General features: G+C 43.3%; 21 protein-coding genes. 8 read left to right on the forward strand and 13 right to left on the reverse strand.

Annotated elements, in window-relative coordinates; all coding sequences use genetic code 11:
- Nucleotides 1-179: 179 nt before the first annotated feature.
- From rnhA to ylqF, 4 genes are all read right to left on the reverse strand, one after another.
- A complete protein-coding gene (rnhA, locus tag B9G53_RS09920) occupies nt 180-1,118 on the reverse strand; it encodes a ribonuclease HI (RefSeq protein ID WP_094531699.1) in 939 nt (312 codons plus the stop codon).
- 66 nt (nt 1,119-1,184) lie between these two features.
- A complete protein-coding gene (locus B9G53_RS09925; protein WP_094531701.1) occupies nt 1,185-2,918 on the reverse strand; it encodes a response regulator in 1,734 nt (577 codons plus the stop codon).
- Nucleotides 2,908-6,819 (reverse strand): GAF domain-containing protein, encoded by a 3,912-nt coding sequence (locus B9G53_RS09930; RefSeq protein ID WP_094531703.1) that lies wholly within the window; start codon nt 6,817-6,819, stop codon nt 2,908-2,910. Before B9G53_RS09930 ends, B9G53_RS09925 begins: the two co-directional genes overlap by 11 nt.
- Nucleotides 6,820-7,017: 198 nt before the next feature.
- A complete protein-coding gene (gene ylqF / locus B9G53_RS09935; protein ID WP_094531705.1) occupies nt 7,018-7,857 on the reverse strand; it encodes a ribosome biogenesis GTPase YlqF in 840 nt (279 codons plus the stop codon).
- A gap of 88 nt (nt 7,858-7,945) precedes the next feature.
- Here ylqF and B9G53_RS09940 point away from each other — a divergent pair, with 88 nt between their 5' ends.
- On the forward strand, nt 7,946-8,782 hold the full coding sequence (locus B9G53_RS09940) for a TPM domain-containing protein (RefSeq protein ID WP_254923614.1): 837 nt from the start codon (nt 7,946-7,948) through the stop codon (nt 8,780-8,782).
- Between the two features lie 63 nt (nt 8,783-8,845).
- Here the strand turns inward: B9G53_RS09940 and B9G53_RS09945 are convergent, their stop codons facing one another.
- Entirely contained in the window at nt 8,846-11,704 is a 2,859-nt protein-coding gene (locus tag B9G53_RS09945) for a zinc-dependent metalloprotease (protein ID WP_094531707.1), read from the reverse strand.
- A 164-nt stretch (nt 11,705-11,868) separates the two neighbouring features.
- Nucleotides 11,869-12,666: an E3 ubiquitin ligase family protein gene (locus B9G53_RS09950; protein ID WP_094531709.1), complete on the reverse strand. Its 798-nt coding sequence runs from the start codon at nt 12,664-12,666 to the stop codon at nt 11,869-11,871.
- Nucleotides 12,667-12,778: 112 nt separating this feature from the next.
- Here B9G53_RS09950 and B9G53_RS09955 point away from each other — a divergent pair, with 112 nt between their 5' ends.
- Nucleotides 12,779-14,170: an aldehyde dehydrogenase gene (locus tag B9G53_RS09955; protein WP_094531711.1), complete on the forward strand. Its 1,392-nt coding sequence runs from the start codon at nt 12,779-12,781 to the stop codon at nt 14,168-14,170.
- Nucleotides 14,171-14,549: 379 nt separating this feature from the next.
- Here the strand turns inward: B9G53_RS09955 and B9G53_RS09960 are convergent, their stop codons facing one another.
- On the reverse strand, nt 14,550-15,632 hold the full coding sequence (locus B9G53_RS09960; RefSeq protein WP_094531713.1) for an alkene reductase: 1,083 nt from the start codon (nt 15,630-15,632) through the stop codon (nt 14,550-14,552).
- A gap of 139 nt (nt 15,633-15,771) precedes the next feature.
- On the opposite strand from B9G53_RS09960, the gene B9G53_RS09965 reads away from it, so the two are divergent.
- The gene (locus tag B9G53_RS09965) at nt 15,772-16,074 is read left to right on the forward strand and encodes a helix-turn-helix transcriptional regulator (RefSeq protein WP_094531768.1); all 303 of its coding nucleotides are present in this window, start codon (nt 15,772-15,774) and stop codon (nt 16,072-16,074) included.
- A 66-nt stretch (nt 16,075-16,140) separates the two neighbouring features.
- On the opposite strand, the gene B9G53_RS09970 is transcribed toward B9G53_RS09965, so the two are convergent.
- Nucleotides 16,141-16,932 (reverse strand): carbonic anhydrase, encoded by a 792-nt coding sequence (locus B9G53_RS09970; protein ID WP_094531715.1) that lies wholly within the window; start codon nt 16,930-16,932, stop codon nt 16,141-16,143.
- A gap of 112 nt (nt 16,933-17,044) precedes the next feature.
- Nucleotides 17,045-17,350 (reverse strand): hypothetical protein, encoded by a 306-nt coding sequence (locus B9G53_RS09975; protein ID WP_094531717.1) that lies wholly within the window; start codon nt 17,348-17,350, stop codon nt 17,045-17,047.
- A gap of 198 nt (nt 17,351-17,548) precedes the next feature.
- On the opposite strand from B9G53_RS09975, the gene B9G53_RS09980 reads away from it, so the two are divergent.
- Complete coding sequence (locus tag B9G53_RS09980; RefSeq protein WP_094531719.1) at nt 17,549-18,934, forward strand: glycerol acyltransferase; 1,386 nt, start codon at nt 17,549-17,551, stop codon at nt 18,932-18,934.
- A 26-nt stretch (nt 18,935-18,960) separates the two neighbouring features.
- Here the strand turns inward: B9G53_RS09980 and tsaD are convergent, their stop codons facing one another.
- Complete coding sequence (tsaD, locus tag B9G53_RS09985; protein ID WP_094531721.1) at nt 18,961-19,986, reverse strand: tRNA (adenosine(37)-N6)-threonylcarbamoyltransferase complex transferase subunit TsaD; 1,026 nt, start codon at nt 19,984-19,986, stop codon at nt 18,961-18,963.
- Between the two features lie 193 nt (nt 19,987-20,179).
- Between tsaD and B9G53_RS09990 the strand changes: the two genes are divergently transcribed.
- Together B9G53_RS09990 and B9G53_RS09995 are read left to right on the forward strand one after the other, a co-directional pair.
- Entirely contained in the window at nt 20,180-20,755 is a 576-nt protein-coding gene (locus B9G53_RS09990) for a Photosystem I reaction center subunit III (protein ID WP_094531723.1), read from the forward strand.
- 107 nt (nt 20,756-20,862) lie between these two features.
- Nucleotides 20,863-20,979 (forward strand): Photosystem I reaction center subunit IX, encoded by a 117-nt coding sequence (locus tag B9G53_RS09995; RefSeq protein WP_071590168.1) that lies wholly within the window; start codon nt 20,863-20,865, stop codon nt 20,977-20,979.
- A gap of 90 nt (nt 20,980-21,069) precedes the next feature.
- Here B9G53_RS09995 and B9G53_RS10000 read toward each other — a convergent pair whose 3' ends face one another.
- From B9G53_RS10000 to B9G53_RS10010, 3 genes are all read right to left on the reverse strand, one after another.
- Complete coding sequence (locus tag B9G53_RS10000; RefSeq protein ID WP_094531725.1) at nt 21,070-22,671, reverse strand: SpoIID/LytB domain-containing protein; 1,602 nt, start codon at nt 22,669-22,671, stop codon at nt 21,070-21,072.
- Between the two features lie 142 nt (nt 22,672-22,813).
- Nucleotides 22,814-24,013: a bifunctional phosphopantothenoylcysteine decarboxylase/phosphopantothenate--cysteine ligase CoaBC gene (gene coaBC, locus B9G53_RS10005; protein ID WP_094531727.1), complete on the reverse strand. Its 1,200-nt coding sequence runs from the start codon at nt 24,011-24,013 to the stop codon at nt 22,814-22,816.
- Nucleotides 24,014-24,215: 202 nt separating this feature from the next.
- Complete coding sequence (locus tag B9G53_RS10010; RefSeq protein WP_094531729.1) at nt 24,216-25,031, reverse strand: mechanosensitive ion channel family protein; 816 nt, start codon at nt 25,029-25,031, stop codon at nt 24,216-24,218.
- Between the two features lie 525 nt (nt 25,032-25,556).
- On the opposite strand from B9G53_RS10010, the gene B9G53_RS10015 reads away from it, so the two are divergent.
- Nucleotides 25,557-25,985 (forward strand): hypothetical protein, encoded by a 429-nt coding sequence (locus B9G53_RS10015; protein ID WP_094531731.1) that lies wholly within the window; start codon nt 25,557-25,559, stop codon nt 25,983-25,985.
- Nucleotides 25,986-26,076: 91 nt separating this feature from the next.
- A complete protein-coding gene (gene mscL / locus B9G53_RS10020) occupies nt 26,077-26,499 on the forward strand; it encodes a large conductance mechanosensitive channel protein MscL (protein WP_094531733.1) in 423 nt (140 codons plus the stop codon).
- Nucleotides 26,500-26,561 lie beyond the last annotated feature (62 nt).

A 26,561-nucleotide genomic window follows, 5' to 3' on the forward strand; every position in this document is an offset into this window, starting at 1 on the left:
TCTCCTCTTCGGCTTCATATTTTAAAGTTTTTTTCTCCCACCTGCCAACGCTATTATTTGCTCCCTGCACCTGTTTCGTAATTGTTTTTCTCATTCCATTACGAGCGGAATGTGGGATATAAGTTTTGCTTACCAAAAGATGAGTGGCGGCGCGAAGCGCCGCCACTCATCTTTTGGGTTTACATATGCTGGGCGGTGTAGCTGCGGGCGATCGCATCGCATCGCTCGTTATCAGGATCACCAGAATGTCCCTCTACCCAATGCCAGCGAATATTTGAGGTGTTGAGAGGATCGAGTTGTTGCCAAAATTCTTGATTTTTGACGGGCTTATTGTCCTTGGTTTTCCAACCATTCTTTTTCCAGCCCTTGATCCATTTAGTAATGCCATCTAGAACATATTTACTATCGGTATAGAGATCGACAGGTGTGGATTGCTTGTGAGTAGCGAGAAATTCTAGAGCAGCGATCGCACCTTGCAGTTCCATTTGGTTATTAGTGGTTTCGCGAATACCGCCACCGAGTTCCTTGGTACTACCATCGGAGAAATGGATAACTACGCCCCAACCACCAGGACCTGGATTTTTGGAGCAAGCACCATCGGTATGGATACTAATAATTTTTGGTGTTCCCGCATCTTCAGCTTTAGATTTTGGGCTTTCGGTTTTAGGTTCAGGACTAGATTCAGTTTGAATGCTTGTTTCTAGCTTTGCCTGAGTGGTTTTAGCGGCGCTTGTTGTTGGGGAGTGAGAACGCGATCGCACAATTTCTACAGCAACAGAACCTTGGAAATTAGGAATTGGGGGATGCTTGATTACCTTCACCTCGACCTGTGCGATTTTTGGGTCTTCGAGAAGGCTATCAGCGATCGCACCGACCAATCTCTCAATCAGTTTAAATTTCTGAGTCTGAATTAAAGTTTCAATCTTGCGAATACAGGAAATATAGTTAACTGTATCTTCAATTTCATCGTTATGGGTGGACTTCTCAAAATCCACCCATAGGGTTGCATCCACCTCAAACCATTGTCCTAATACATTTTCTTCAGGGAGATATCCCACATATCCATAGGCTCTTACCCCTTTGAGATAAATTTTGTTGAAGTTTTTGCTTGTTGTCATTGATTTCCAGTCTGGTGATTGATTGATTTTATAGCCTAGAAAAAAAGCGGCAAAGCCTTGCTCTCTCTAGGCAGTTTGAGAAATTACACGAATAATTTCTTGGATATTAACAGGCTTACTAATATAATCATTCATACCTGCATTTAAGCAATTTTGGCGATCAATATCGGAGAAACTCGCAGTTATTGCCACAATATGCGGTTGAGCAACCAGATTTTGACGAATCCATTTAGTTGCCGTGATCCCATCCATCTCTGGCATCTGCACATCCATTAGTACCATATCGTACATCTGAGTTTGCAAAGTATTAATTGCCTCTAGTCCATTATTGGCGATATCGACGGTGTAACCAAATTTTTGCATAATCAAAAATATCAATCTTTGGTTCATCGGATTGTCTTCTACTAGCAAAATCCGTAAAGGATATTTCTTCGCCATTTGTAAATCATGAAAAGTTGGATGCGTCTGAGCTTCTAAGGTCTGAGCGATCGCAGGTATAGAGATGGCGATCGTGAAATGGAATGATGCTCCTACCTTCGCAGGGTTTTCGCTAGTTGAATCTTCGCTAAGTTGATTCTGGAATGTAGGATTTCCACCAATATGTCCAGCACTCTCGACCCAGATATGACCACCCATTAATTCCACTAGGCTTTTGCAAATGGCTAGTCCTAGTCCAGTGCCACCATATTTACGACTGATGGAAGCATCAGCTTGGGTGAAGGGATTAAATAGCTTGGTAATGCGATCGCTCTCAATACCAATTCCTGTATCGGTAATGGTAAAGTGCAAAAAGTTTTGAGTTTTGAGTTCGTAGTCATCAGGCTGGATATTTGCATCTTGATAATTAACATTGATACTCACCTCACCTTGGTTGGTAAACTTAATCGCATTCCCCACGAGGTTAATTAAAATTTGGCGCAGGCGATATTCATCACCAATGATCGCCACAGGTACATTGGGTTGAATTGTATATTTTAGAAGAATATTTTTATCGGTTGCCGCTTGATTGAGGAGATTGCATATAGCCTTCAAAATATCTTCAATTCTAAAAACTCGTTGTTCTAACTCCAGCATTCCCGACTCAATTTTTGAGAAGTCGAGAATGTCATTAATGATCGTCATCAGAGAATTCGCACTATCTTGGATAATCTGGGTATAGTTTTGTTGCTCTTCGGTTTGTTCTGTCATCATTAGTAGTTGAGCCATGCCCATCACGCCATTCATCGGAGTACGAATCTCATGACTCATGTTGGCGAGAAACTCACTCTTAGCTCGATTTGCTTTTTCCGCAGCTTCCTTGGCTTTGGCTAAATCTAGTTCTATTTGTTGACGCTCTTGAATCTCTTGTTTAAGCTGCTGATTTTGTTGAGTAAGTTGTTTTTGTTGGGCTTGGAGACTAGATTTTTGATGGAGGATCGTAAATTGATTTTTGACGCGGATAATGATTTCTTCAACTTGAAAAGGCTTAGTGATGTAGTCAATACCACCAACTTCAAAGGCTTTGACTTTATCAAAAGTTTGGTCTAGAGCGCTCAAAAAAATAATTGGAATTTCCGAGGTTTGTGCTTGGGATTTGAGATATTGACAAACTTCATAGCCATTCATATCAGGCATCATGATGTCTAATAAAATCAATTCTGGTGGGTTGATTAGGGCTGCCTCGATCGCTTGCTTGCCACTCGTCACCCGCCGCACCTTATAGTTATGGTTAGAGAGAACCTCAGACAATAACCGAAGATTTTCTGGGCGATCATCAACAACGAGAATATCCCCGTCTAATGCTTCGGTTTTAACTTTCATTTGCTTGTAGGTTGAGGAATGGTTGAATAAGTTTCACAAGCTGATCGAGATGGAAGTTCTGTACTAAATCTTGAATCACACTTACCGTTGCAGGATGAGTGGTTTGGACTTGTTCTAACAGGGCAAAAATTGCCTCCTCATCAGCACCTCTTGCCGCTAAATGTAATGATTCTAACCATTGCCTCTCTAGGCTATCTAGCTCTTGAGTAATCGGTGGATGCTGATGAGATGATTCTTGATTGGAAGTCGGATCGGGTGGATTGTTTTCGGCATAGATATAAACTACGCCCAAATGTTCGGCAATCTTATCAAAGATTAAGCCTTCCCGAAGTGGCTTGCTCACAAAATCATCACATCCTAGTTCCAATACTACTGAGCGCTGTTTATCAAATACACTGGCGGTCAAAGCTACGATTTTACAAGCTGAGTCGGGTGTTTCGGCGGCACGGATAGCACGAGTTGCTTCATATCCATCCATTACAGGCATTTGCATATCCATCCAGATGAGGTGTGGTTTCCATAATTGCCAGATGGCGATCGCTTCTCGACCATTTTCTGCTTCGCGAATCTCAAACTCTAAGGGTGCAAGCAGGTTCTTCATGAGATGACGGCTTTCCCATTTGTCATCGGCAAGTAAGATGCGGTATTTTGGCTGATTAGGGGCTAAGGCGATCGCTCGGCGTTTAACCTGTGGTGGTGGGACACTACTAGCTTGTGCCATTTGTACCTTGATGTTAAAGCTGACGATTGTACCTTTGCCCCAAGTACTTTCAACCTGAATATCGCCGCCCATCAATTGCACAAAGCGTCTACTAATGGGCATTCCTAAACCCGTGCCATCTTGAGATCTACGTCCCGTTTCCGTTTGTACAAAGGCTTCAAATAGATGATCCAACTCTTCGACTGCGATGCCAGGTCCTGTGTCGGTAACTTCAAAATAAAGCACACTATCTGTTCCCTCTTGATCTTCAGCGGCGATCGTCTCATCAGTTTCCAGCTTTGCGACTTGGAGAATAACTTGCCCCTGATTAGTAAACTTAACTGCATTCCCCACCAGATTGATTAAAACTTGCCGCAGCTTACTTTCATCGGTTTGCACATATTGAGGGACATTAGCGGCAAAATCAAATACGAGTTGCAGGTTTTTAGATTTTGCCTTGAGTAAGAACATTTCTTTGAGATTATTCAGTAGATTGTAGAGATCAAAACTGTTGGTATTCAGCTCTATTAGCCCTGCTTCGATTTTGGACATTTCGAGAACATCATTAAGTAATGTCAGTAAATGTTCGCCACTACGGGCAATAATTCCCAGATGCTCTTTTTGGGTATGGTTCAGTAATGGATCGCGGGCTAATACTTGCGTAAAGCCAAGAATTGAATTGAGTGGAGTTCGCAATTCGTGGCTCATATGGGCAAGAAAATCACCTTTAGCGCGATTGGCGGCATCGGCATTGTCTTTCGCTTTTTTGAGTTGCACTAGCAGTTCTACCTGTTGAACGGCAACTCCCAATTGATTGCCTACTTGCGTGAGTAAGCTGAGTTCGCTAGTTTCCCAATTACGGCTACCAGAATTTTGGTAGGCAGCCAGTAATCCCCATAATTTATCCCCAACAAATACAGGAACGACCATATATGCTTGAATTTGATAGCTTTCGAGGATTTGAATATGGCAATCTGTCAGATTTGCTTTATAAATATCATTTACAGCTAAAGATTCGTGTTTACGATAGCGTCCCCCTTGATGTTCTTGAAGATAGGTATCTTCCCAAATATTGTCGCAGTTAAAAAGCTGATCTAGAGGTAGCCAGTCATCGGTTTTGGATTCAAAAACAAATTCGCCACTCCAATCCTCAAAGAATCGATACACAACTACGCGATCGCAGTTGAGATTTTGACGGACTTCTTGAGTAGTAGCGAGAAAGATCGCGTCAATATCTAAGGTTTGGCGGATGCGTTCGATTACTCTCGCTAAAGCGCGTTCTTGCTCGGCAGCTTTAGCTTGCTGCGTAGTTTGAGCTTGCACCTTTGCTAATGCTTTTTGGAGTTCAATGGTCTGATTTTGCGATTGAGAAAATAGTTCCGCTTGCTGAAGGGCTACACCTAATTGGATCGCGATTTTACTAACAAATTCAATTTCTTTGGATTGCCATTGCCTAGGGTTGGAACATTGATGGATACATAGTAAACCCCATATTTCTGAACCTTTATATAGGGGAATCACAAGGTTGGCTCTCACCTGAAACCTTTCTAGAATCGCGATATGGCAATCACTTAAGCCTTCTTCATAGATATCAGCGATCGCCTTAAACCGACCTACCTGATAATTAGCGATATATTCATTACCAAAGCAATGATCTCGCACTTTGGCTTCTAGGGCGGAAATATATTCTGGTAAGACATCCTCTGAGACGAATGTACCGTTTGTATAGTCATCAGAATCAAACTGAAATACCCCAACGCGATCGCTATTGAGCAGTTTCCGTACTTCCGTAGTAGCAGTTTGGAAGATCGTATCGATGTCTAAAGTCCGCCGAATTTTGTCGATTACTTGCGCTAAAGCTCTTTCTTGTTCAGCATCTCTGGCTAATTCATTGGCGCGTTTTTGAAGTTGAATTTCTAAAGTGGTTTGTAAGTCAGTTGAACGCTTTTGGACTTGCCCAAATAATTCTGCTTGCTGAATCGCGATACCCAACTGTGTACCGATTTGTACTAAGAAATTGACTTCAGGCTCTTGCCATTGGCGCACACCATGACTTTGAAATGCTGCTAGCAAACCCCATAGGTCTTTGCCTTTGTAGATCGCAATAATTGCATAAGCTCTAGCTTGATATCGCTCTAGAGCCTCGATGTAACAGGTTGAGAACCCTCCTACATAAATGTCATCGCATACTCGAAATAGTTGACCGATGCTAAAGTTCCCTCCCTGCGTTTCCTGCAAATAAGTATCAGATCCTAGGGGCTTAGTGAGATTTTTGAGGGTGCATTCACTAATATTCGCATTGAGTTCGGGATGATCTTTTTGGTAATCCACTAAAGAGCGCAAGCCTTCGGTCATGGACTCGACGACAAACTCGCCACTCCAGTCGGAATTGAAGCGATAGATAGTGACGCGATCAGCTTGTAGCAGTTGCCTGACCTCTTCGGTCGTCGTTTTAAAAATAGTGTCAAGATTAAGCGATCGCCTGATTTTGTTGATAATCGCGGCAACCGCTTTTTCGCGTCCTACGGCTTGTTCGATCGCACGGGTGAGATATTCTGATTGCGATCGCAGTTGGGCGACAAATTCTGACTGTTGTAAAGCTACGTCTAAATGCATAGCAATCTGCTTAACAAAGTCAATTTCTGAGTCGAGCCATTGTCTTGGGGCTGAGCATTGGTGAATACAAAGCAATCCCCACAGGCGATCGCCATTAAGCAAAGGTACGACTAGATTAGCTTGGACTTGAAAGCGCTCAAGAATTTGAATATGACATTCTGGTAAATCTTGAGCATAAATATCCGCACAAGCCCAAATCCTGCCTTGCTGGTAATATTTAGCATGATTTTTGCCAAAACAATGATCATTAATTTTGGCAGTTAACGTGGAGGCAAACTCTGGTAAGACATCTTCAGAGACAAATTCCCCACAAGTGAAAGTTGATGTTTCATCAAATCGATACATGCCCACGCGATCGGCATTTAATAACTGTCGTACTTCAATCGCCGTTGACTTGAAAATGCTCTCTAAATCAAGGGATTCGCGAATCTTCGCAATTACGCTAAATAGTGCTTTTTGCTGAGCAAATTGAGGCTTTTCTAAGGCATCTGTAATTTCGGGCTGAGCAATCAACTTCAAAGCTTCCTGCTTATTAGCATTCAGCGATTCAGATTTTGCTAACTTGGTAGCCTTTTTGCCAGCCATCGTCAATTTACAAATACGTTGAGTTTTTAACAATTATATATCTGCGGTTAATACGGCTAGGTAATTGTTAAGATATAAAACCCAAAAAGCAAAGGCGGCGCTCTGCGCCGCCTTTGCTTTTTGGGTTTTATGTCTATTTGGGGGAGAGAGTTGCGGCGCTTTGCGCCGCAACTCTCTTTTGGGGTTTATGTTTATTGTTCACAACGGTGGCATTTCTAAGGCGATCGCCCCTAATTTCCCTTTACGAAAGTCATATAAAATCAGCCTTGCAACTTTATCTAAATCGCCTTGAAACTTATTTAAAGCTGCGACTTCGTGAATATATTCAATTCCTGAAGTTACAGTTGCTGGATCAATCACGTAACGGCTGCTCAGCTTGGCATTTAACTGGATCAGCAGATCTACTGCTTCCGCCGCCACTAATACATTGTCATAGGCTGCCTGACCGATATCATCACAAATAGCAAGCTTCATCGCCGCATCTTGATCATGGAGCAAGGGTGGAATTACCCCAGGGGTGTCCAATAACTCGATCTCATCAGAAATTCTAATCCAACGTAACTGGCGAGTAACCCCCGGTTTATTGGCACTAGCAACCACTTTTTTCTTGAGTAACCGATTAATGAGCGCCGATTTGCCAACATTGGGGAAGCCGACGACTACAGCTCTCACGGGACGCGGCAACATGCCCCGACCACGCCGCCGTTCATTTACCTTTTCACCTGCGACTTGAGCCGCCTTGAGCAGATCCACCATGCCTTTGCCAGCCTGTGCATCGGTGAAATATGCCATGCGTTCCTGCTCGGTAAACCAGCGCATCCATTGCGTTTTCACCGTCGAAGAAATGGCATCAATGCGATTGCATACTAAAATATGCGACTTTCCCTCCACCCATTTTTCAATTTTGGGATGCTTGCTAGACATTAAAATGCGCGAATCACGCACCTCAATGACCACGTCCACCAATTTTAGTTGTTCTAACAACTGCTTTTCAGCTTTGGCGATATGACCTGGATACCACTGAATTGGGCTTGCCATAGGAAAAAAATACGGAGAGAAAGTATCTTTAACTATATACTGCTGCTAAGATATTAAGAAATATTAAGATTAACTTTTAACAAAAATCATGATTAAGCCCAATCTACAAAACTTTGCTCGGAGATTCGCTCAGAGATTTGGCGCGATCGCGATCGCCATATGTCTACCCTTGGCGATCGCCTTTACCCATATTCCTGCGGCTCATGCCTTTGATGCCCCAGAGTTATTGCCTGAAAAATATACAAACGTAATTGATTTGGGACGGTTTTTAACTGATTCAGAAGAATTAGCTCTAGATCAAAAGTTAACTAAATTTGAAGAGCAAACAGGATGGAAATTGCGGGTTCTTACTCAAGTTGATCGCACCCCAGGGCGTGCAGTTAAGGAGTTTTGGGGATTAGATGATAATAGTGTGATGTTAGTCGCGGATGCACGCGGACGCAACTTGCTAAATTTTAGTGTTGGTGATGCCATCTATCCGTTACTATCTCGCAGTTTCTGGATTGAGTTGCAATCACGATATGGTAATCAGTTTTATGTACGCGAGCAGGGACATAATCAATCAATTTTGTCGGCTATTGAGGCGATCGCTACCTGTCTCGATCAAGATGGTTGTGCAGTGGTTCCAGGGATTCCCCAAGAGCAATGGATTCTCACTTTGATTACTTCCATTGTCGGTGGTGTCGTATTTGGATTTGCGGGACATCCTCGGAAAGATGGGGAAATCTTTGCTTGGAAATGGGCTTTAATCTTTACACCGCTTTGGGGAATGTTGTTTATCTCTTTTGGTTTAGGGCCCGTACTGACGCGCACGAGTGAATGGGTTCCCATTGTTCGCAATGTGGCGGGTTTTGTCGGTGGTGCAGTAATTGCGTATTTGATTCCTTCACCAAAACGAGTGACTCCATCACCTGAAGCAAGATAAATAAAAAGCGGCGCGATGCGCCGCTTTTTATTTGCAATCAAGATCAGCGCTTTGCGCTGGAAACTATTGAGCTTGTAACTTGGAGTCGATCGCTTTAGCAATGCGATCATTAGCTTCTTCGAGGTGGGCTTTCGTATAGGTATCGAGCTTATCACCACGATCGCGCAATACACTCGCAAGGCGATCGCGCAGTTGGCGCAGTTGATACCATGCAAGGGTACGGACATCTTCAGGTGGATTGCTGGTTTGGATGCCAACGATGAAATCAAGGAAATTATCGATTTTGTCTAAGGAAAGACGATTGCGAAGAGCTAGATTAACTAATAGATTCATATGTTGGCGCTGAAGCGAACGACGCAGGCTCGAAACTTGGGTTAAGTCATTAGTTGGTTGCATTACTTCTGTCCAAATACCTTGTAGTAAAGTGTCAAACAGTTCAGGTAATGTCAGAGCTTCACCAGCAGAGGTTTTCAGTTCTGTATCACGCAATCTTTGCAAGCGATCTGAAGATAGTAAATCGCTCAATACAAAGGTTTGTAGAGACAAGATGCGATCGTGAATTGGATAGTCTAGAGAAGAGTATTGCGGTGAAGCTCCCCAATGATACCAACGGGATGGAGCCAGCTTATTCAGCAGATTGGGCGAAAAGTTAAGAGCGTCGGGTGCAAAGAGATTTTTTTGAATTGAGGCGATCGCTTCCCGTTGCTTTGATAGAGGAACTGGCTCAAAGGGTAATCGCCCGATCGCATCACCAGAACGATAGCGATTAAAGGATTGCCCACCCACATAGGAAACTAAGGCAAACAGATTAGAGGCATAATGTCCAAAGACCTGATTGAAGGCAATTTTAGTGTCATTAAAGCTTTCGCCTTTCCCTGGGTAGCGCTTTTCGATGCGGTTCCACATGACGCGGGCATTGTCAAACTGCCATTGAGCATAGGTCACGGAATCATTGCTCAAATCATGGGTTTGGATCATGGGATCAAGCCCTGCAAATGCATCTTCATCGGGAGCATAGGCTAGTTCTGGCTGAGGTGCAAGCTTAGCGATTTTTTCTAGTTCTTTGAGTTCACCAGCAGGAATAATGGCATCGATTGGAGTATATCCATAGGCGATCGCCCATTCGTCATAGGCTCCAATTTTACTAGTGAAGAAATCACCTTGTTTCGTTCCTTGGGGCGCAAGATTTACACCGTTGTAATCCATGACAGAACCAACTAAACCACGTTTGCGAGTGATTTCAGTATTGTTCAATTCCGCAGGTGAAAGCATCGCACTACCATGAAAATTATGGCGTAAACCCAAGGTATGTCCGACTTCATGGGCTGTGACTTCTCGCACAAATTGATTGATATAGTCTTTCATGCGATCGCTACTGGGCAATACATTCTCAAACAGCGACAGCGACATTGCACCCACCTTAAACTGTTCTACTGCTTCCATGCCATAGCACAGATCACTGGCACTAGACATAAACAGGTTGCCATTGAAATTAGGGGAAATCGTTTGTTTTTGGCGCAAGGCGATCGCCTGTTTGTCGTAGCGCATTCGCCGCGCATCCATTCCATAGCTACATAGCTGCGGATTACCCGTCAACCGTGACAGAAAAGCTAAGTTTTGCCAACTATTTTGCTGAGTGATACTGCCATAATCCTGCTTGATGGCGCGAATCAAATTACTATCGATAATAATATCAGCGTCGAGAATCTCACCTGTTAAAGGATTAGTGCGCGATGGACCCATCGCAAAGAAACCATCAACCGAGTTGAACCAACGAATCGTGTTATAGCGCACATCGGCTGGATTCCAATCGGCGCGATCGGGCATTTGTTTAACAACGATCGCATCTTTAAACCCGATCTTCTCAAAGGCGCTATTCCACATTAATGCACCTTCCCGCACAGCAGCTCGATATTCTAAAGGAACCGTATTCTCTATCCAAAAGGTGATCGGTTGTTTAGGTGAAGAAATTGGATCACGAGGATTTTGCTTCTCTAAATGCCAACGGTTGATATAACGGACAAATGGAGTTTTTGCCGAGCTTTTAGAGAAGTCTTGGTAGGCTGTCACAAAATAGCCAACTCGTTCATCAGCGAGGCGAGGACGATAGCCATTTTGAGTTGGTAGTTGAGATAGGCTATAACGGACTTTGAGCGTAAAACCATTACCATCAGGTAAGGTATCTAGATCGGGATTGCTAAACCCTGCATTCGGCATTACTGATCCCATAAATCCAAATACTGACTCCAGTTCAATATTTTTGGGGAAGGCTTCCGCTTTGCTGATATATGATTTGCTGGGATCGGCTGTGAAGGAAGTACCAAGTTGTACAGCCAAAGTCTTACTCAAATTGGGTAAAATATCGCTCAAGATTAAGGGGTCTAAATCAACTAAAAAAGATTTGTTTTGAGGATGAATACTATGAATTGGCAGTGATACCAAAATCGAGTCACTAAATGACTGACTAAGTGATCGCTCTTGGGGGTCACCTAGCTGAGCGCGAAAGTTAGTATTTGGAATCACAAATTGCAAATTGTTATTTAAGCGGCGCAGGGTGAATATCAAGTCACGCAAAGGAATACCACGATAGAGTCCACGCTCACCCAACCCAGACTCAAGGGTCATCACCGCCAAAAAGTTACGATTAAGTTGTTCAGGTTTAATTTCGGCAAAGACTTTACCTGTCTCTTCATGACGATAGAGCGTAAATAGCCCCGCTAATTTTTGATGATCTTTGATTACTTGGTCAAATGGTTGTAGCTCAGGTTTGTCTTGTCCTTGAGTCGTTGTAGGTAGCGGAGAAATATTAGGAACAAAAGGAACTTGTGCGTAAATGGGAGAAAATCTCTCGATAAATGGATGAGAAATTAGAACAAGAAAAAAACTAAGGCAAATTGCTATCCAAAATCGAATTCTCTTCATTTCCGCGCCTCTGACATGAGTTTTGTTAAAACAGACTACCCACTTTAGTTGTAGTTGCAGCAATTAGTCTAAATATTTTATGGAAATTTAGCATATTCTCTCAAATTCACCTAATTAGAAAGGCGGCGCTTCGCGCCGCCTTTCTAATTAAGGAGTTGTAATATTCACTTTTTCAAAATTAATCCTAAAACCAATAGAATCGCCCCGATCGCTAAACAAGCAACCATGCCATAGAAGAACCATTTAGCTGCATTTGCCGTAGCCTTAGCGAGTTCCTCTTCACTCTTAAGGGAAATAATAAACTTTTTGTCAGATTGGAGCGGTTTGCGGAGAGTAACTTGACCACCCTCATCGGCTGCTGTACCAATTACTAAAACCTCGCGATCGCAAGGCAAAATTGACTCTATATAACGATAACCAATCGTGCGTCTACCACCCAAGCCCGCACCAAGTGATAAATTAAAGCCACCAAAAGATATTGAAGAACCGCTTGAACTCTCTTGTCGAAACTCATTTAAGACTTGAACCGTATCAATATTGCCACCATCAGGATTAACCACAAGTTCGCCAGAGTTATCTCGCAAAGTAAATGGAATTGCTTGACTATTGCTTGACACCGTTTCTGAACCCCGCCGAGTCTCGGTGCGGGTTTTATTTTCACTATCGCGAGTTGTCTCCTGCTCCTCATATTCCCTGACAACGCGCATCGTGTAATGTACACAGGGCAATTGCTTTAGCTCCGAAATTAAAGGACGATCGCTACGAATAATACCGCGCACCTTCACATATTCTCGTAAATTTCCACTACCAATCTCACCTGCAATTTCACTAGCAATCCTTTGTAACTCCCCTACTGTTGAGGCTGTTGCTAGTTTAATACTTTGTAGTTTCGTACTGTAATTCTTTTGGACAAAAAATAGAATGATACCGATTACGATCAGAATGCCGCCAAAAATTGCCATAGTCTTTGCAGTATGTATGCGCTTTTGCTATGGCTTAAAATTAACATAGGTTAACCTTGAGCTAGAACTCAATTTTATAAATTACGAATTACAAATTACGAATTACAAATTTATGGTCACCATACCAGCCAATAGTCTTGATATCCAAGTCGCGATCGCTAATCAACGTACTTTTTTTGCTACAGGTAAAACCAAAGATTATAATTTTCGAGTCGCTCAGCTAAATAAACTTGCACAACTGATTAAAGATCATGAACAGCTAATTCTTGATGCTGTTTATGCCGATTTACGCAAACCCGCGCTCGAAGCGTTTGGGAGCGAGATTTTAATTACGCTATCAGAAATTAAATTTGCACTCAAACATCTCAAAACTTGGATGAAACCCAAGAAAGTTGGGACTCCCATTAATTTATTCCCAAGTTCTAGTTATATCTATGCCGAGCCTCTAGGCGTAGTATTGATCGTTGCCCCTTGGAATTATCCTTTTGCTCTTACCATCCAACCCCTGATTGGGGCGATCGCCGCAGGAAATTGTGCCATTCTCAAACCATCAGAACATACACCGCATACTTCCAGTGCGATCGCTAAGATCATTAACGATAACTTCGATCCTAATTTTATAATTGCCATCGAAGGCGGTATCGAAACCAGTCAAGCCTTACTTGCCGAAAAATTTGACCATATCTTCTTTACAGGTGGAACTGCGATCAGCAAAATTGTGATGGAAGCCGCAGCAAAGCACCTAACTCCTGTCACCTTAGAACTAGGCGGCAAAAGCCCTTGTATTGTCGATGAAACCTGTGATTTAGAAGTTACTGCGAAACGGATTGTCTGGGGCAAATTCTATAATGCTGGACAAACCTGTGTTGCACCCGATTATCTATTGATTCAAAAAAATATTAAGCCCTTACTCATAGAGAAGTTAGTCACTCATGTTAAAGCCTTCTTCGGAGAGAATCCCCAAAAAAGCCCTGACTTGGCTCGTATCGTCAACGATCGCCAATTTGATCGCCTCGTGGGTTTGCTAGATGAAGGTAAAGTACTAATCGGTGGTAACAGCGATAAAAGCGATCGCTTTATTGCACCTACTCTAATTGAGGCAGTGTCTCCCAACTCCAAAATCATGGCAGAGGAAATCTTTGGTCCAATCTTGCCAATTTTGGAATATGACCAACTTTCAGAGGCGATCGCTTTTGTTAATGCTCATCCCAAGCCTTTAGCCTTGTATTTCTTCTCTAGAAACAAACAGAATCAAGAGCGTATTCTCCAATCAGTCTCCTTTGGTGGCGGCTGTTTCAATGATACGATCATGCATCTTGGCAATCCTGAACTTCCTTTTGGAGGAGTCGGTCATAGCGGCATGGGCAGCTATCATGGCAAGGCAAGTTTTGATATCTTCTCCCATCGTAAAAGCGTACTCAAAAATTCTTTCCGTTTCGATCTCAAATGGCGTTATCCACCTTACACAATGACTCTTGAGAGCTTAAAGAAATTCATTAACTAGTTTCGGCGCACCGCTTACACACAGGGAAAACCCCTTGAGATTTCAAAGCAAACGATAACAGGTATTTTCCGCACGGAAAATATAGCTGTAGCCATTCTTGTTAGGACATAAAACCCAAATAGTGTGAGGCGGCGCGAAGCGCCACCTCACACTATTTGGGTTTTGATTTGTCCTGATACAGGTGGCTATAGCTATACCTGTTATCGCTTTGTACAGATGAGTTCGTACTCATTTGTATAGCAATGTAAGTTTTGCTTAGGACATAAAAACAAAAAGATGAGTGGCGGCGCGAAGCGCTGCCACTCATCTTTTTGTTTTTGAGGGGTTTGGATTTTCATTTTGCCTACGGCAAAATGAAAATCGCCATAAGCTACGTCAGTTACAAGCTGGGATAGTCGGTATAACCTTTCTCATCGCCACCATAGAAGGTATTACGATCGGGTTTATTTAACGGAGCATTTGCGGCAAAACGTTCTACAAGATCAGGGTTAGCAATGTAGAGACGACCAAAGGCAACCAGATCCGCCGCACCCGATGCGATCGCTGCATTTCCTGTTTCAAGGGTATAACCACCCGCAGTAATAATCGTGCTATTAAAAATTGGACGGAAGAACTCAGAACCAAGATCAGGCTGATCTTCGGCGAAGCCAAAGCCTTCAACTCTAGGCGCAACCAAATGTAAATAGGCAAGATTAAAGCGATTTAATTCCTTAACTGCATAGCCAAAAGTAACAGCACGTTTGGAATCATACATACTGTTAAATGTGCCACTAGGAGAAAGTCTCACTCCCACGCGATCGCTACCCCATACATCCACAACGGCTTCTGTTACTTCCAACAATAAACGAGCGCGATTCTCCACCGATCCACCATAAATATCAGTACGTTGATTGGAATTGTCTTGCAAAAATTGATCCAATAGATATCCATTAGCGCTATGAATTTCTACACCATCAAAACCAGCTTCAAGAGCATTCTTTGCGCCGATCCGATATTGTTCAATAATTTGAGGAATCTCAGCTAATTCTAAAGCGCGAGGTGTAACGTAAGGCTTCATACCTGTGTAAGTCGCGGCTTCACCTTCAGGGGCGATCGCGGATGGGGCAACGGGCAATGCGCCATTGGGTTGTAAGTCTGGATGCGAAATTCTACCCACATGCCAAAGCTGTAAAAAGATTTTGCCACCCTTAGCATGAACTGCATCCGTGACCAGTTTCCAACCTGTAACTTGTTCATTTGAATAAATCCCTGGAGTATTGGGATAGCCTAAACCTTCAGGACAAACCTGCGTTGCTTCGGTAATCAACAATCCTGCTGAAGCTCTTTGTTCGTAGTGCAGAGCATTTAAGGCTGTAGGTACATTACCCGCAGCAGCACGATTGCGAGTTAAGGGAGCCATCACAATGCGATTGGGCAAGGTATAACAACCAAGCTTAACTGAGGAGAGAAGAGGATCGCTCATTTGATTAATTGGTGACTACATAGATTTCTATTGTTCGATTATATACGAACAATAGAAATCTATGCAAGATTATGGGATAATGAAGTTGATGAAAGTAGCTTTGCTATTTTTATCAACTTCATTGGTTCGACTTTTTGTAATGCGTCAATATCATCATCCCGATCGCGAAAACATTTCTCTAACAGGAGTCCTCTATGCACTCAGCGATCCGACGCGCTTACAAATTGTGAAAATGTTGGCAACCAAGGCAGAAATTACCTGTGGCGAATTTTGTCTAGAAATGAGCAAATCTACTCAATCCCATCACTTTAAAGTGCTGCGCGATATGGGGATTATGTATACAAGGTTAGAAGGGACTCAGCATTACAACTCTTTGCGCCGCGAGGATTTAGATGCAAGGTTCCCGAACTTGTTAGATGCAATTTTACAAGGAATAGATTGAATGTGTTGCCAAGCAACGCATTTGAAGAAGTGGTGCGGCGCAAAGTGCCTCACCACTTCTTTTGCTCTATCTGGCTGCTGCTGAACCCCGATAAATGCGATTTGCTTGCTCATGAGACATCCATGAAGGCAAATCTCCAGCATTTTTAGTCTCTACTCGTTGTGAACCCTTCTGATAGGCAGATGGAACTGGTGGGGCATCAGTATGCACAAAATGTTCATTGGGCGCACTGGCTAACAAAGATTGGGGAACTTCAAACTCATCAGTTTCAGGATTGTAGGCAAGCACTTCACCTGTCTCAATATCAAAGATCCAGCCATAGATGGACATCTTATTTTGATGCAACTTTGAACGAATCACAGGATAGGTTTTCAGGTTTTCGATTTGGGTGACGACATTCTCTGCCATCGTAATCGTCAAAAGTTCTTCACCTTTGATATCAGCATAATTTTCGTGGATCAATCGACGGGTTGACTCAGCATGTTGCAGCCATTCATAAACTAGCGGCATTTCGGTTCTCAGCTTTTCTAACTTGAGCAAACCTTTCATTGCTCCACAGTTGGAATGTCCGCAAATAATTACTTGCTCAATGCCGAGGACATGGATCGCATATTCGATCGCAGCACCTTCACCACCATTGGCCGCACCAAAGGGCGGTACTAAGTTTCCTGCATTACGAATTACAAATAGTTCGCCAACACCTGACTGGGTAATGAGATGCGGCACAATCCGCGAATCGGAGCAAGTGATAAACAGTACTCGCGGTTTTTGTCCTTCGGCGAGTTGTTCAAAAATCTCTTGATTAGCAGGGAAATAGGACGATTGAAACTTATGTAAACCCTTTAGTAGCTTTCTCATATACCAGTGTTGACCTTGGATGCAGCAATTTATCGCTTATGTTTATTGCTTACTATTTAGTGTATAGCGCTTTGTGTCGATAAAAAAAGAGGGGCGCTTTGCGCCCCCTTTTTTATACTTGAGGAATTGCACACCAGATCGATCGCGTTAACTGAAAGCCCAGTTTTACCGATAGGCGATCGCCACTGCTCAGATGCTGCCGAGTTTTTTGTAAGCTCTCCTGAGTTGCACAATATATTCTGGCTACTGCATATCTACGGTTAGGGAGCATTACTCGTAAAAGTATCATCGTGCCACTTGACCATGCGATCATCCGAAATTTGGTATCTTTCTTTGGGGCAATCCATTGAAACCTTTTACCACTAGCTTTCAAATATGCACCAAAATCGTTTAATACCGCAGGTATATTCGTCAGCATAGTGTTCACTGATTAAATTTGTTGCTAAAAGTACTTTAGCTGAAATTATACCCAAAAGAGAGTGGCGGCGAGAAACACCGCCACTCTCTTTTGGATTTTATGGCTTAACTAAAATTTATTTGGTTTGTAAAAAAGCTAAAATCGCGAACATACGCTTTGCGTGTTTTAATTCGTATTGCTATACACACAAAGGAAATCATGGCAGTAGATCTGACTCGCGTCCAACCACCTCTCAAAGTTTATCCGCCCAAAGCCAATCAATTCATATTGAAAATCATACGGCTGTTAACGCCTTTTTGGTTGCGGTGGCAATGTGGCATCAAGCAGATTGAAACCCGTTATATCGATCGCCTTGTTGAAGCCACCAAAAAGTTTCAGGATGGCAAATCTCGATATATGCTTGCTTTTCGGCATCCCACCACAGATGATCCCTTTGCGATGTTGTATCTGCTAGCCTACGCAGTGCCAGAACAAGCGCGAGAAATGGGGATCAAATTAACGACATTACCCCATAGTGGTTTTGTGTACGATCGCGGGATTTCTCTATGGGCTGGGGACTATATTAACTGGCTATTTCCAGCATTGGGTGGTATTTCCATCTTTCGCGGCAAGCTCGATCGCCCAGCTTTAAATCTGATGCGAAAACAAATTACCAATGGCGATTCTCCGCTCTCGATGGCTCCTGAAGGCGGCACAAATGGCAAAAGTGAAACCGTTGCGGAACTAGAGCCGGGAATTGCTCAGATCGGATTTTGGGCTGCCGAAGATTTACAAAAAGAAGGGCGCACTGAGGAAATGTTAATCATTCCTGTGGGGATTCAATACGAATATTCGACTGAGGCTTGGGGCAAAATCGATCAGACGATCACGACGATTGAAAAAGAATGTGGGCTTAGTAACCCTGCAATTACACCTAATACCAGATACCAAAGACTCTACGACTTAGGTATTTACCTCGTGCAATGGGTCAGTGATTATTACAAAGCCTTCTACGGTAACTATGCCAAAATTGACAGCACCAACAACAATTCTGAGGATCTAGCGATCAGTTTGCAGGAGTTAGCCGAGCGCATTTTGAGTGTTGCCGAAATGAATTTTGGCATCAAGGCAAAAGGTACACCCATCGATCGCTGTCGCCGCCTTGAACAAGCAGGATGGGATCGCATTTTTCGGAATGATATTAAGGATATTGAGCAGTTATCGGAAGTGGAGCGTGGTTTTGCCGATCAGTTAGCTCTTGAAGCTAGCTACAGCAACTGGCATATGCGAATTGCTGAAAGCATTATCGGTGTCACTAGCGACTATGTGCGTCAACATCCTAGTCCTAGCCGTTATATCGAAGTTTTGAAGTTAATGTGGAGTGTGTTGCAACGTGTCACCGAGCGGAACCAAGATTCAGTTTTTAAAGAAACTCCCAATTTCGGCGATCGCAAATTAACCATCTCGGTGGCTGAACCACTCTCAGTTTCTGAGCGACTATCCGAATATCAATCCAGTCGTAACTCTGCTAAAGAATGTACAAAAAAACTGACTGAAGAAATTCATGTTGCCATGAAGAACTTAGTCTTACCATCAGTTATGTAAAAAATCGCCCCTACGGGGCGCTTTTTTTATGCGTATAAGCTTTGGCAATCTTCAAGATTTAGGCGCGATCGCGTGGCAATATTCATCGATGAAGTTTCGCCGCGAGCCAGATGAATCGCTCCTGCACAGCCAATCATTGCTGCGTTATCCGTGCATAGACTCAAAGGCGGAAAAATAGCGCGAATGTCATGCTCTGCGGCACTCGTTACCAGCCGCGATCGCAAAGCACTATTCGCGGCAACACCGCCAACCGCCACGATTGTCGATAAATTATGCTCGATCGCGCATTTTATCGTCCTTGTAGCTAGAGCCGCAGCAACAGTTTCTTGAAAACTGGCGGCAATATCTGCGATCGGCAACTCTTCGCCATTGGGACTTAGCTTTTGGGTTAAGCGCAATACCGCAGTCTTTAAACCGCTAAAACTGGAATCATAGGGAAAATCTGGGATTCTACCCTGTGGCAATTTGTAGGCTTTAGGATTTCCCGCGATCGCAATTTTGTCAATTGCTGGTCCCCCTGGATAACCCAAACCTAACAACCGCGCTACCTTATCAAAAGCCTCACCCGCCGCATCATCGCGAGTTTTACCCATCACCTGATAGTCGGTGTAGTCCTTCACTAAAATAATGCTGCTATGTCCACCAGAGACTAGTAAACACAAGAAAGGTGGCTCTAAAGTTGGATCAGCTAACAAAGCCGAACAAATATGCCCCTCAAGGTGATGTACGGCGATTAGAGGCTTTTTATGCAACATTGTCAAGGTTTTCGCCGCAGTCACACCGATCATCAGCGAACCAATTAATCCGGGGGCAGTAGTCACCGCAATCCCATCAATATCTGCCCATGTTTTGCCCGATTCCCGATAGGCTTGAGCAATCGCAGGATTAATCGTCTCCACATGCTGACGGGCTGCAATTTCAGGCACAACGCCACCATAGAGTGCATGGGTCTGAATTTGCGATGAAACTACGCTACTGAGGATGTGGCGATCGCATACCACCGCCGCCGCAGTTTCATCACAGCTAGATTCGATCGCAAGAATAGTTGGCATTTCTAAACAAGATTAAGATGATCTAACTGCCGCTTTGCGGCAGTTAGATCATCTTAATTGATAACTTACTTTACAGGATGTGAAGATTGCTTTACCAAGGCGCGATCGCTGATATAGGATCTGAGGCTAAGTTCTCAAACGAAAATCTCGTTATTTTTGCCTATCTTAAACCAAGGTAAATTAAGGTTAGTCCATGAAAAGACTTTTTGCTCTCATTCTAGTTATTAGCTTGTGGTTTGGCGTAAGCCTTGCTGCAACCCCTGCTGCATACGCAGAATTCTCATTTAATGCCTTGACCCCTTGTGCAACCTCTTCTGCTTTTCAAGATCGTCTGACATCAGAAGTTGATGGTTACACCGCTCGTCTAGCTAACTTCAAAGCTGGCAGTGGTCCTGCGGAATACCTCAAAGGTAAAATCGCTCAAACCGAAGCTCGCTTTGCAAAATATGCACAGGCTGGCTTACTTTGCGGTGAAGAGGGTTTACCTCACTTGATCAGTGATGGTCGTTGGAGTCGAGCTGGCGAATTCACCATTCCTGCCTTGATGTTCCTATACATCGCTGGTTGGATTGGCTGGGTAGGTCGTGCTTACCTCATTGCGATCCGTAAGGACACAGCAACCGCAGCTCAAAAGGAAATCCTCATCGATCTTCCTCTAGCTGTTAAGTACATGCTAACTGGCTTTGCATGGCCCCTTGCTGCTCTCAAAGAGTTTGGTACTGGCGAACTAGTAGCTCCTGAAAACGAAGTTACTGTCTCACCTCGTTAGATATGCAAGTAATTTTTAAAAGCTTTGCAAAACAAAGCTTTTAAAAATTACCCTCAGCATATTTCCACTTAGAGAATTTATCAAAACTATTTAAAAGGAGAACTCCATTGAAAGGTTTCTTATCATCTGCTCCTGTTTTAGCTGCTGTATGGATGACCATTACGGCTGGTGTATTGATTGAAGCTAACCGCTTATTCCCAGACACCCTGACATTTCCTTTCTAAATTTTGAAAAGAGTTAAATTAAGAGCTTTGCTCTTAATTTAACTCTCCACAATAAAAAAGAGATAGCACGCAATGCGTGCTATCTCTTTTTTATTGGTAATGTTCAGGACGTAGCTTTTCTAGCTGGACGTTTGTGTAATAGAAACTGAGAATGCGATCATAAGTCCAGCCCATACGCGCCAAATTGTAAGCACCTGTTTGACTCATGCCCACACCATGCCCCAAGCCGCCACCAGTAAAAGCATATCCAGTTAATACCTTATCTTGATAAATTGGCTCTAGCTTAAAAAACGTGCTGTCAGGTGGATCAAAAGCATCAATGATTTCATCTTTTTTGACAATGATTTTGCCAGTATCAGTGGTTACTTCCATCTCTAACACTCGTCCTGAAGCGGCTCTTTTGGTGACTTGTAATTGCTTAATCGCATTAAAGTTCGTCGTATTATCTCCAGAGAAGCGTAAAAACTTTTTCAAAGATGTTTGCAATTCTTCTAACGTGCCAACTCTCCGCCAACGCAGATTTTTCCACCCCACCTCATTAAATCCTTCTTGCCGCTCTAAAAATGCTTTCAAATTCTTATCGTCACTAATATTCGCCGATCGCATATTTTCTGGACGCTTAGCAAGATCTAGTACTGATTGTAAATAGGGGCGGGGTGTGCCATCCCAAATATCGTTGTAGTTGGCGGTAATGCCCCCTGTGGTTGAGGAATACAAAGCATCGATCGCGCGATTGTTATAGGTCAGCACTAAGCCTCTAGTGTCAGATATCGCCCGATCAGCTACTTCCGTTGTATCTTCTAAACCTCGATAGACTTGGCATTGCGTATCGGCACAGAGTTCATAGTTATCGACTTTAAAACGGTGCAAACTTGCCAAAACATAGGTACGGGCTAAAACTGCTTGCGCTTGGACTGCGGCATAGGGCGCGTTGTAGCCAATTTCATGGGGAACCACACCGCGCACATAGGTTTCTAAGGGAACGTTATTAACTAGCGTAAAATTTTGATGGGCATTGGGTTGTAATCTGAGTGTACCTGCATAGGGACGATTGTTGATTTCAGCTTTATTCTCGCGTTGATAGCTAACTTCCACAATTCCTGTACTACTACTAACATCAAGGCGATCGCGATTATATCGAAAATCTCCGATGGTAAAGGAGGCGATCGCTTTTTGAGGCAATACACGGCGATCGAGTTGCACAGTTAAATTACCTTGCGATCGTAGGGTATAAAACATCAAATAGCGTAATAACATTGAGTCATAGACATCACGCTTTGCCCAGACTTGCCAACGTCTTGGTTGAGCCATTTCTGTTTGAACGCCCTTCTCTCCCCAATGGAAGGCACTCGCCGCCGCATTCTCAAAGCTGCGATGATTACTCAGAACGATCTTCTCTTCAAGAATTGGTTGCGATAATGGCTGTGATGCGACTTCGATTACTACGCGATCGCTTGTTATAGTTTGGGTACTTGTACCATCAGCCGAGGGGAAAGAAAGTGTCAGTTGTCCACCTGATGTTGCCTTGAGGGTCAGTCTATCTTGCGGTCTTTCGCCAAAACGTTGCACAATACCAATTTTTAAGATGGGGTTAGAGTCAGATTGAGCTTGAACAAATTCACCTGCTGTGAGCGTAAATGAACAAATAGTCACTATTACGGTTTGGCGAATGATACCGAAAGTCTTTAGCATGTCAAGCCCAATATTTTCTAAAACTTAGACATTTTACACCCACTCTAGAGAGATAGCTAGGACAAATCAAAAACCAAAAGATAAGTGGCGGCGCTTCGCGCCGCCACTTATCTTTTGGTTTTTATTAGCAAAACTTACATTGCTATAGGAAATCGAATAGGCGATGGGCAAGTTCTAATTTTGAGCAGAGGGGAGTAGTTTGCTCATGCCCCTCTTTGTGGATAAATATGGCTTGATTAGTATCAGTACCAAACCCTGTTAGGGAAGTATTGACAGCATTCGCCACGATCGCATCCAGTCCTTTTCGCGCTAACTTCTCTTGTGCTGCTGCCAAAACCTCTGCCTCAGTTCCAGTTTGAGCCGCAAAGCCTACCAGAATTTGCTCAGGACGTTTACGAGTGGTGAGATCGGCAATAATATCAGGAATATATTCGAGTTCTAAATTCAAGGGGATTTCCGATTTTGGTAACTTGCGATCGCTTTGCATTTTAGATCGCACATCACCAACAGCCGCCGCCGCGATCGTGATATCGGCGTTAGGAAATTCTTCGAGCATGGCTTGGTGCATTTCTGCGGAAGTACGGACTGCTCTCACCGATAGCGAAACCTCTCCCAGAGGAATAGAAGAACTAGAGGTGGTTATAAGGGTAACTTTTGCGCCGCGATGGAGGGCTGCTTTGGCGATCGCTATCCCCTGTTTCCCTGTGGAGGGATTACCGATAAAGCGAACAGGATCGATAAATTCTCTGGTTCCGCCTGCATTCACTAAAATCTTCTTTCCTTGGAGATCTTGTTTCCCTTGAGTAAACAGAAAAGACTCTAGATATTCCAAAATTATTTCTGGTTCTGCCATCCGTCCAGTGCCAACTGCATCACAGGCGAGGATTCCATCGGTCGGTGCGATCGCAGTATATTTTGGGAATGTCAAAACTTTATGCCAATTCTCTTGGACAGTGGGTTGTAACCACATCATCGTATTCATCGCTGGAGCAAATAGAATTGGGCATTCAGCCGCGAGTAAGGTATTTGTGAGTAAGTTATCCGCCATTCCATAGGCAACTTTTGCTAAGGTGTTTGCGGTCATGGGTGCTAATAAAATTACGTCTGCCCATTCTGCTAACTCTATATGCAAGGGTCTACCATTACTCGGTTGCCAAAAGTCTGCATCGGTATAAGCTGGTTGTCGTGAGAGTGTCGCAAAGGTAAGTGGAGTCACAAATTCCGAGGCGGATCGCGTCAGGATTACTCGCACTTTGATTCCACGTTTGGCTAGACTCGAAACCACCTCACAAACTTTATAAGCAGCAATGCCGCCAGATATTCCAATTAGTACATGATTCATTGTTTCTGTTGCGATCGCGCTAAGTTGGTCGTCGCTGACATCAAGATTTCGATCTCAGCATCTCTGTATAGCTGTAGCCATTCTTGTTAGGACATAAAACCCAAATAGTGTGAGGCGGCGCGAAGCGCCGCCTCACACTATTTGGGTTTTGATTTGTCCTGATACAGGTGGCTAAAGCCTCGCTTAGCGAGGCTTTTGAGATTTAAGACTGACGAATTTGGAAGTGTTGTTGAGGAATAGGAAATCCTGATTCACTAAAGCTTTCGCGAATGATCCGATTGGTGTCAAAGTAGACTTGCCAATAGTGAGTATTGTTGCAGAAAGGTCTTACTGCAAGCACTGGGCCCATGGGAGTGAAGTCGATAATTTCGATTACAGGAGCAGGATTGCTAACTACATTGGGAATATTGCAGATTCGCTCTTGGAGAACTCGTACTGCTTCATTATGGTTAACAGAATGATCTAGTTGTGCTTGAAGATCCACACGACGATAGGGATTAGTAGAAAAGTTTTGGATATTGTCAGAGAAAAGTTTGTTGTTACCAACAAATGTACGCACGTTATCAGGTGTATCGACGGTTGTTACAAATAAGCCAATTTCTACTACTGTGCCTGTAATTCCACCAGCACAGATAAAATCGCCTACTTGAAAGGGGCGCAAAACAATCAGGAACACACCTGCGGCGAAGTTAGCTAACAAGCCACTCCATGCTGCACCGATCGCAATACCAGCCGCCGCTAAAAGCGCTGCAAAGGAGGTAGTTTCAACGCCAAAGTAACCAAGAAGGGCTACAACGAGAATGATATTGAGTAATACTGAGAGGCTAGAAGTTAAATAGCTGATCAGGGTGAGATCAATGCGTTGTTTTTTAAGCGCACTAGAGGTAATGGTGATCGAAAAATCGATTAATTTGCGCCCAATAAACCAGAGAATGATCGCGGCAATAACTTTAAATGCTGCTCCAGCCAACAGGTTTAAGTTAGTTGCAATGAAAGTTTGAATCGTTGCTGCATCCATCGAAGTAAAGATTTGCTCCGTTTAAAATTAATGAAGTAAGTAACGAAGGGCTTCGCCGTAAAATAAGGAACCCGATTTTTGATGGCGCAGCGAAGCCGCACCATCAAAAATCGGTTCTTTATTGAATTGCAGAACCCTAATCATAATTAAAACCCAAAGCCCCATTCTATACCGCCCACTGGGCAGACATTATAGGGTTCTCGGTTTTTAAGGTTACTACTGACCGTCATAAATTTTGACCTATGGTGAGGTAGATTCCACAGAGTTTTTTAGTTTATTAACATTTCAAAACCCAAATAAGTGAAGGTGGCGCTTCACTTATTTGGGTTTTATGTCCTCAGCAAAACTTACATTGCGATAACATTTATAGAACTGTCCGCTATGCTTGCATATGCTATACAGCCTATTGAGGCTTTAGTAGTCCAGAAAAGTTTTTGAAAGCGGCGCGAAGCGCCGCTTTCAAAAACTTTTCTGGGTTTTAAGTCAGCAGCGCTGTAACATCGTCACAGAAGTAAAGGTAAAGTTATGAGCCGTTATTCTAAGCGCGATCGCCAAATCGAGACTCCCGACCAAATATCTCGTGATTCGACCAAAGAGCGCATTGAAATGTTTTTTTGTTTAATGCCAATATTTGGGCTAATCCCATCGGCGATCGCCTTGGTACGGCAAAGAAGCAGTCGCAAAGTACGCGATGTTAGCCAAGTGGCGATCGCCTTGATGTTGACTTGGGCGATCGCCTATGGCGCAATGGGAGGCGTGCCAACCGAGGGTGCAACTTTGCAAGTTACCTCAGAATTAATCAAAGCAACCTTAAGTTCGGGCTATTTTGCTCTTTGTATGTATTTGATGTATCGGTTATATCGCCACCAAGCGATCGCTTTGCCTTGGTTTAGGGTTATGACTGAGATTAAAGAATCACGATCAGTAAAACGGGATCAAAAGCCTGATAATTAAAACCTGTTTATTTTAGAGTTGTAATGAGCAGTACAAAGCTGTCCCATTATAGTCAGACTTAATTATTTAAGGATTTAAGGAGAAGTATTCTATGGCTTTACAAAATGGTAGACGTGCGGCTGGAGGTTTTATTAAAGACTTTCAGACCTTTATTTTGAAAGGCAATGTGATTGATCTAGCCGTGGCGGTGATTATTGGCGGCGCTTTTGGCAAAATTGTCACTTCTTTGATTGAGGACATCATCACTCCTTTGCTCCTGAATCCCGCGCTCAAAGCTGCCAATGTTGAAGATCTTGCCAAGCTGCAAATCAATGGCATTAAATATGGTGTGTTTCTTGCCTCAGTGATTAATTTTCTAGTTATCGCTTTTGTGATTTTCTTGATCATTCGTTCCTTTGAGGCTATGAAGCGTAAAGAAGTCCGTGAAGAAGCGGCGGCTGAAGTCAAACCTGATCCTCAAGAGCGTCTGACCTTAGCTGTTGAACGTTTAGCAGAAGTGATGGAATCCAAATAAAATAAATCCCAATAAAATATAAGTGTGTGCAAAGCATACACTTATATTTTTGAGACAGACAC

It is taken from the genome of Pseudanabaena sp. SR411, assembly GCF_002251945.1.
Classification (GTDB): Bacteria; Cyanobacteriota; Cyanobacteriia; order Pseudanabaenales; family Pseudanabaenaceae; genus Pseudanabaena.

What these genes read in the sequence shown, in the direction of transcription:
- B9G53_RS09965 (WP_094531768.1), top strand. Translation starts at nt 15,772, where the DNA reads ATGCGTCAATATCATCATCCCGATCGCGAAAACATTTCTCTAACAGGA.
- B9G53_RS09930 (WP_094531703.1), bottom strand. Translation starts at nt 6,819, where the DNA reads ATGGCTGGCAAAAAGGCTACCAAGTTAGCAAAATCTGAATCGCTGAAT.
- B9G53_RS09940 (WP_254923614.1), top strand. Translation starts at nt 7,946, where the DNA reads ATGATTAAGCCCAATCTACAAAACTTTGCTCGGAGATTCGCTCAGAGA.
- B9G53_RS09955 (WP_094531711.1), top strand. Translation starts at nt 12,779, where the DNA reads ATGGTCACCATACCAGCCAATAGTCTTGATATCCAAGTCGCGATCGCT.
- B9G53_RS10000 (WP_094531725.1), bottom strand. Translation starts at nt 22,671, where the DNA reads ATGCTAAAGACTTTCGGTATCATTCGCCAAACCGTAATAGTGACTATT.
- B9G53_RS10010 (WP_094531729.1), bottom strand. Translation starts at nt 25,031, where the DNA reads ATGGATGCAGCAACGATTCAAACTTTCATTGCAACTAACTTAAACCTG.
- tsaD (WP_094531721.1), bottom strand. Translation starts at nt 19,986, where the DNA reads ATGCCAACTATTCTTGCGATCGAATCTAGCTGTGATGAAACTGCGGCG.
- B9G53_RS09960 (WP_094531713.1), bottom strand. Translation starts at nt 15,632, where the DNA reads ATGAGCGATCCTCTTCTCTCCTCAGTTAAGCTTGGTTGTTATACCTTG.
- B9G53_RS09925 (WP_094531701.1), bottom strand. Translation starts at nt 2,918, where the DNA reads ATGAAAGTTAAAACCGAAGCATTAGACGGGGATATTCTCGTTGTTGAT.
- coaBC (WP_094531727.1), bottom strand. Translation starts at nt 24,013, where the DNA reads ATGAATCATGTACTAATTGGAATATCTGGCGGCATTGCTGCTTATAAA.
- B9G53_RS09950 (WP_094531709.1), bottom strand. Translation starts at nt 12,666, where the DNA reads ATGGCAATTTTTGGCGGCATTCTGATCGTAATCGGTATCATTCTATTT.
- B9G53_RS10015 (WP_094531731.1), top strand. Translation starts at nt 25,557, where the DNA reads ATGAGCCGTTATTCTAAGCGCGATCGCCAAATCGAGACTCCCGACCAA.
- B9G53_RS09975 (WP_094531717.1), bottom strand. Translation starts at nt 17,350, where the DNA reads ATGCTGACGAATATACCTGCGGTATTAAACGATTTTGGTGCATATTTG.
- rnhA (WP_094531699.1), bottom strand. Translation starts at nt 1,118, where the DNA reads ATGACAACAAGCAAAAACTTCAACAAAATTTATCTCAAAGGGGTAAGA.
- B9G53_RS09970 (WP_094531715.1), bottom strand. Translation starts at nt 16,932, where the DNA reads ATGAGAAAGCTACTAAAGGGTTTACATAAGTTTCAATCGTCCTATTTC.
- ylqF (WP_094531705.1), bottom strand. Translation starts at nt 7,857, where the DNA reads ATGGCAAGCCCAATTCAGTGGTATCCAGGTCATATCGCCAAAGCTGAA.
- B9G53_RS09945 (WP_094531707.1), bottom strand. Translation starts at nt 11,704, where the DNA reads ATGAAGAGAATTCGATTTTGGATAGCAATTTGCCTTAGTTTTTTTCTT.
- mscL (WP_094531733.1), top strand. Translation starts at nt 26,077, where the DNA reads ATGGCTTTACAAAATGGTAGACGTGCGGCTGGAGGTTTTATTAAAGAC.
- B9G53_RS09980 (WP_094531719.1), top strand. Translation starts at nt 17,549, where the DNA reads ATGGCAGTAGATCTGACTCGCGTCCAACCACCTCTCAAAGTTTATCCG.
- B9G53_RS09990 (WP_094531723.1), top strand. Translation starts at nt 20,180, where the DNA reads ATGAAAAGACTTTTTGCTCTCATTCTAGTTATTAGCTTGTGGTTTGGC.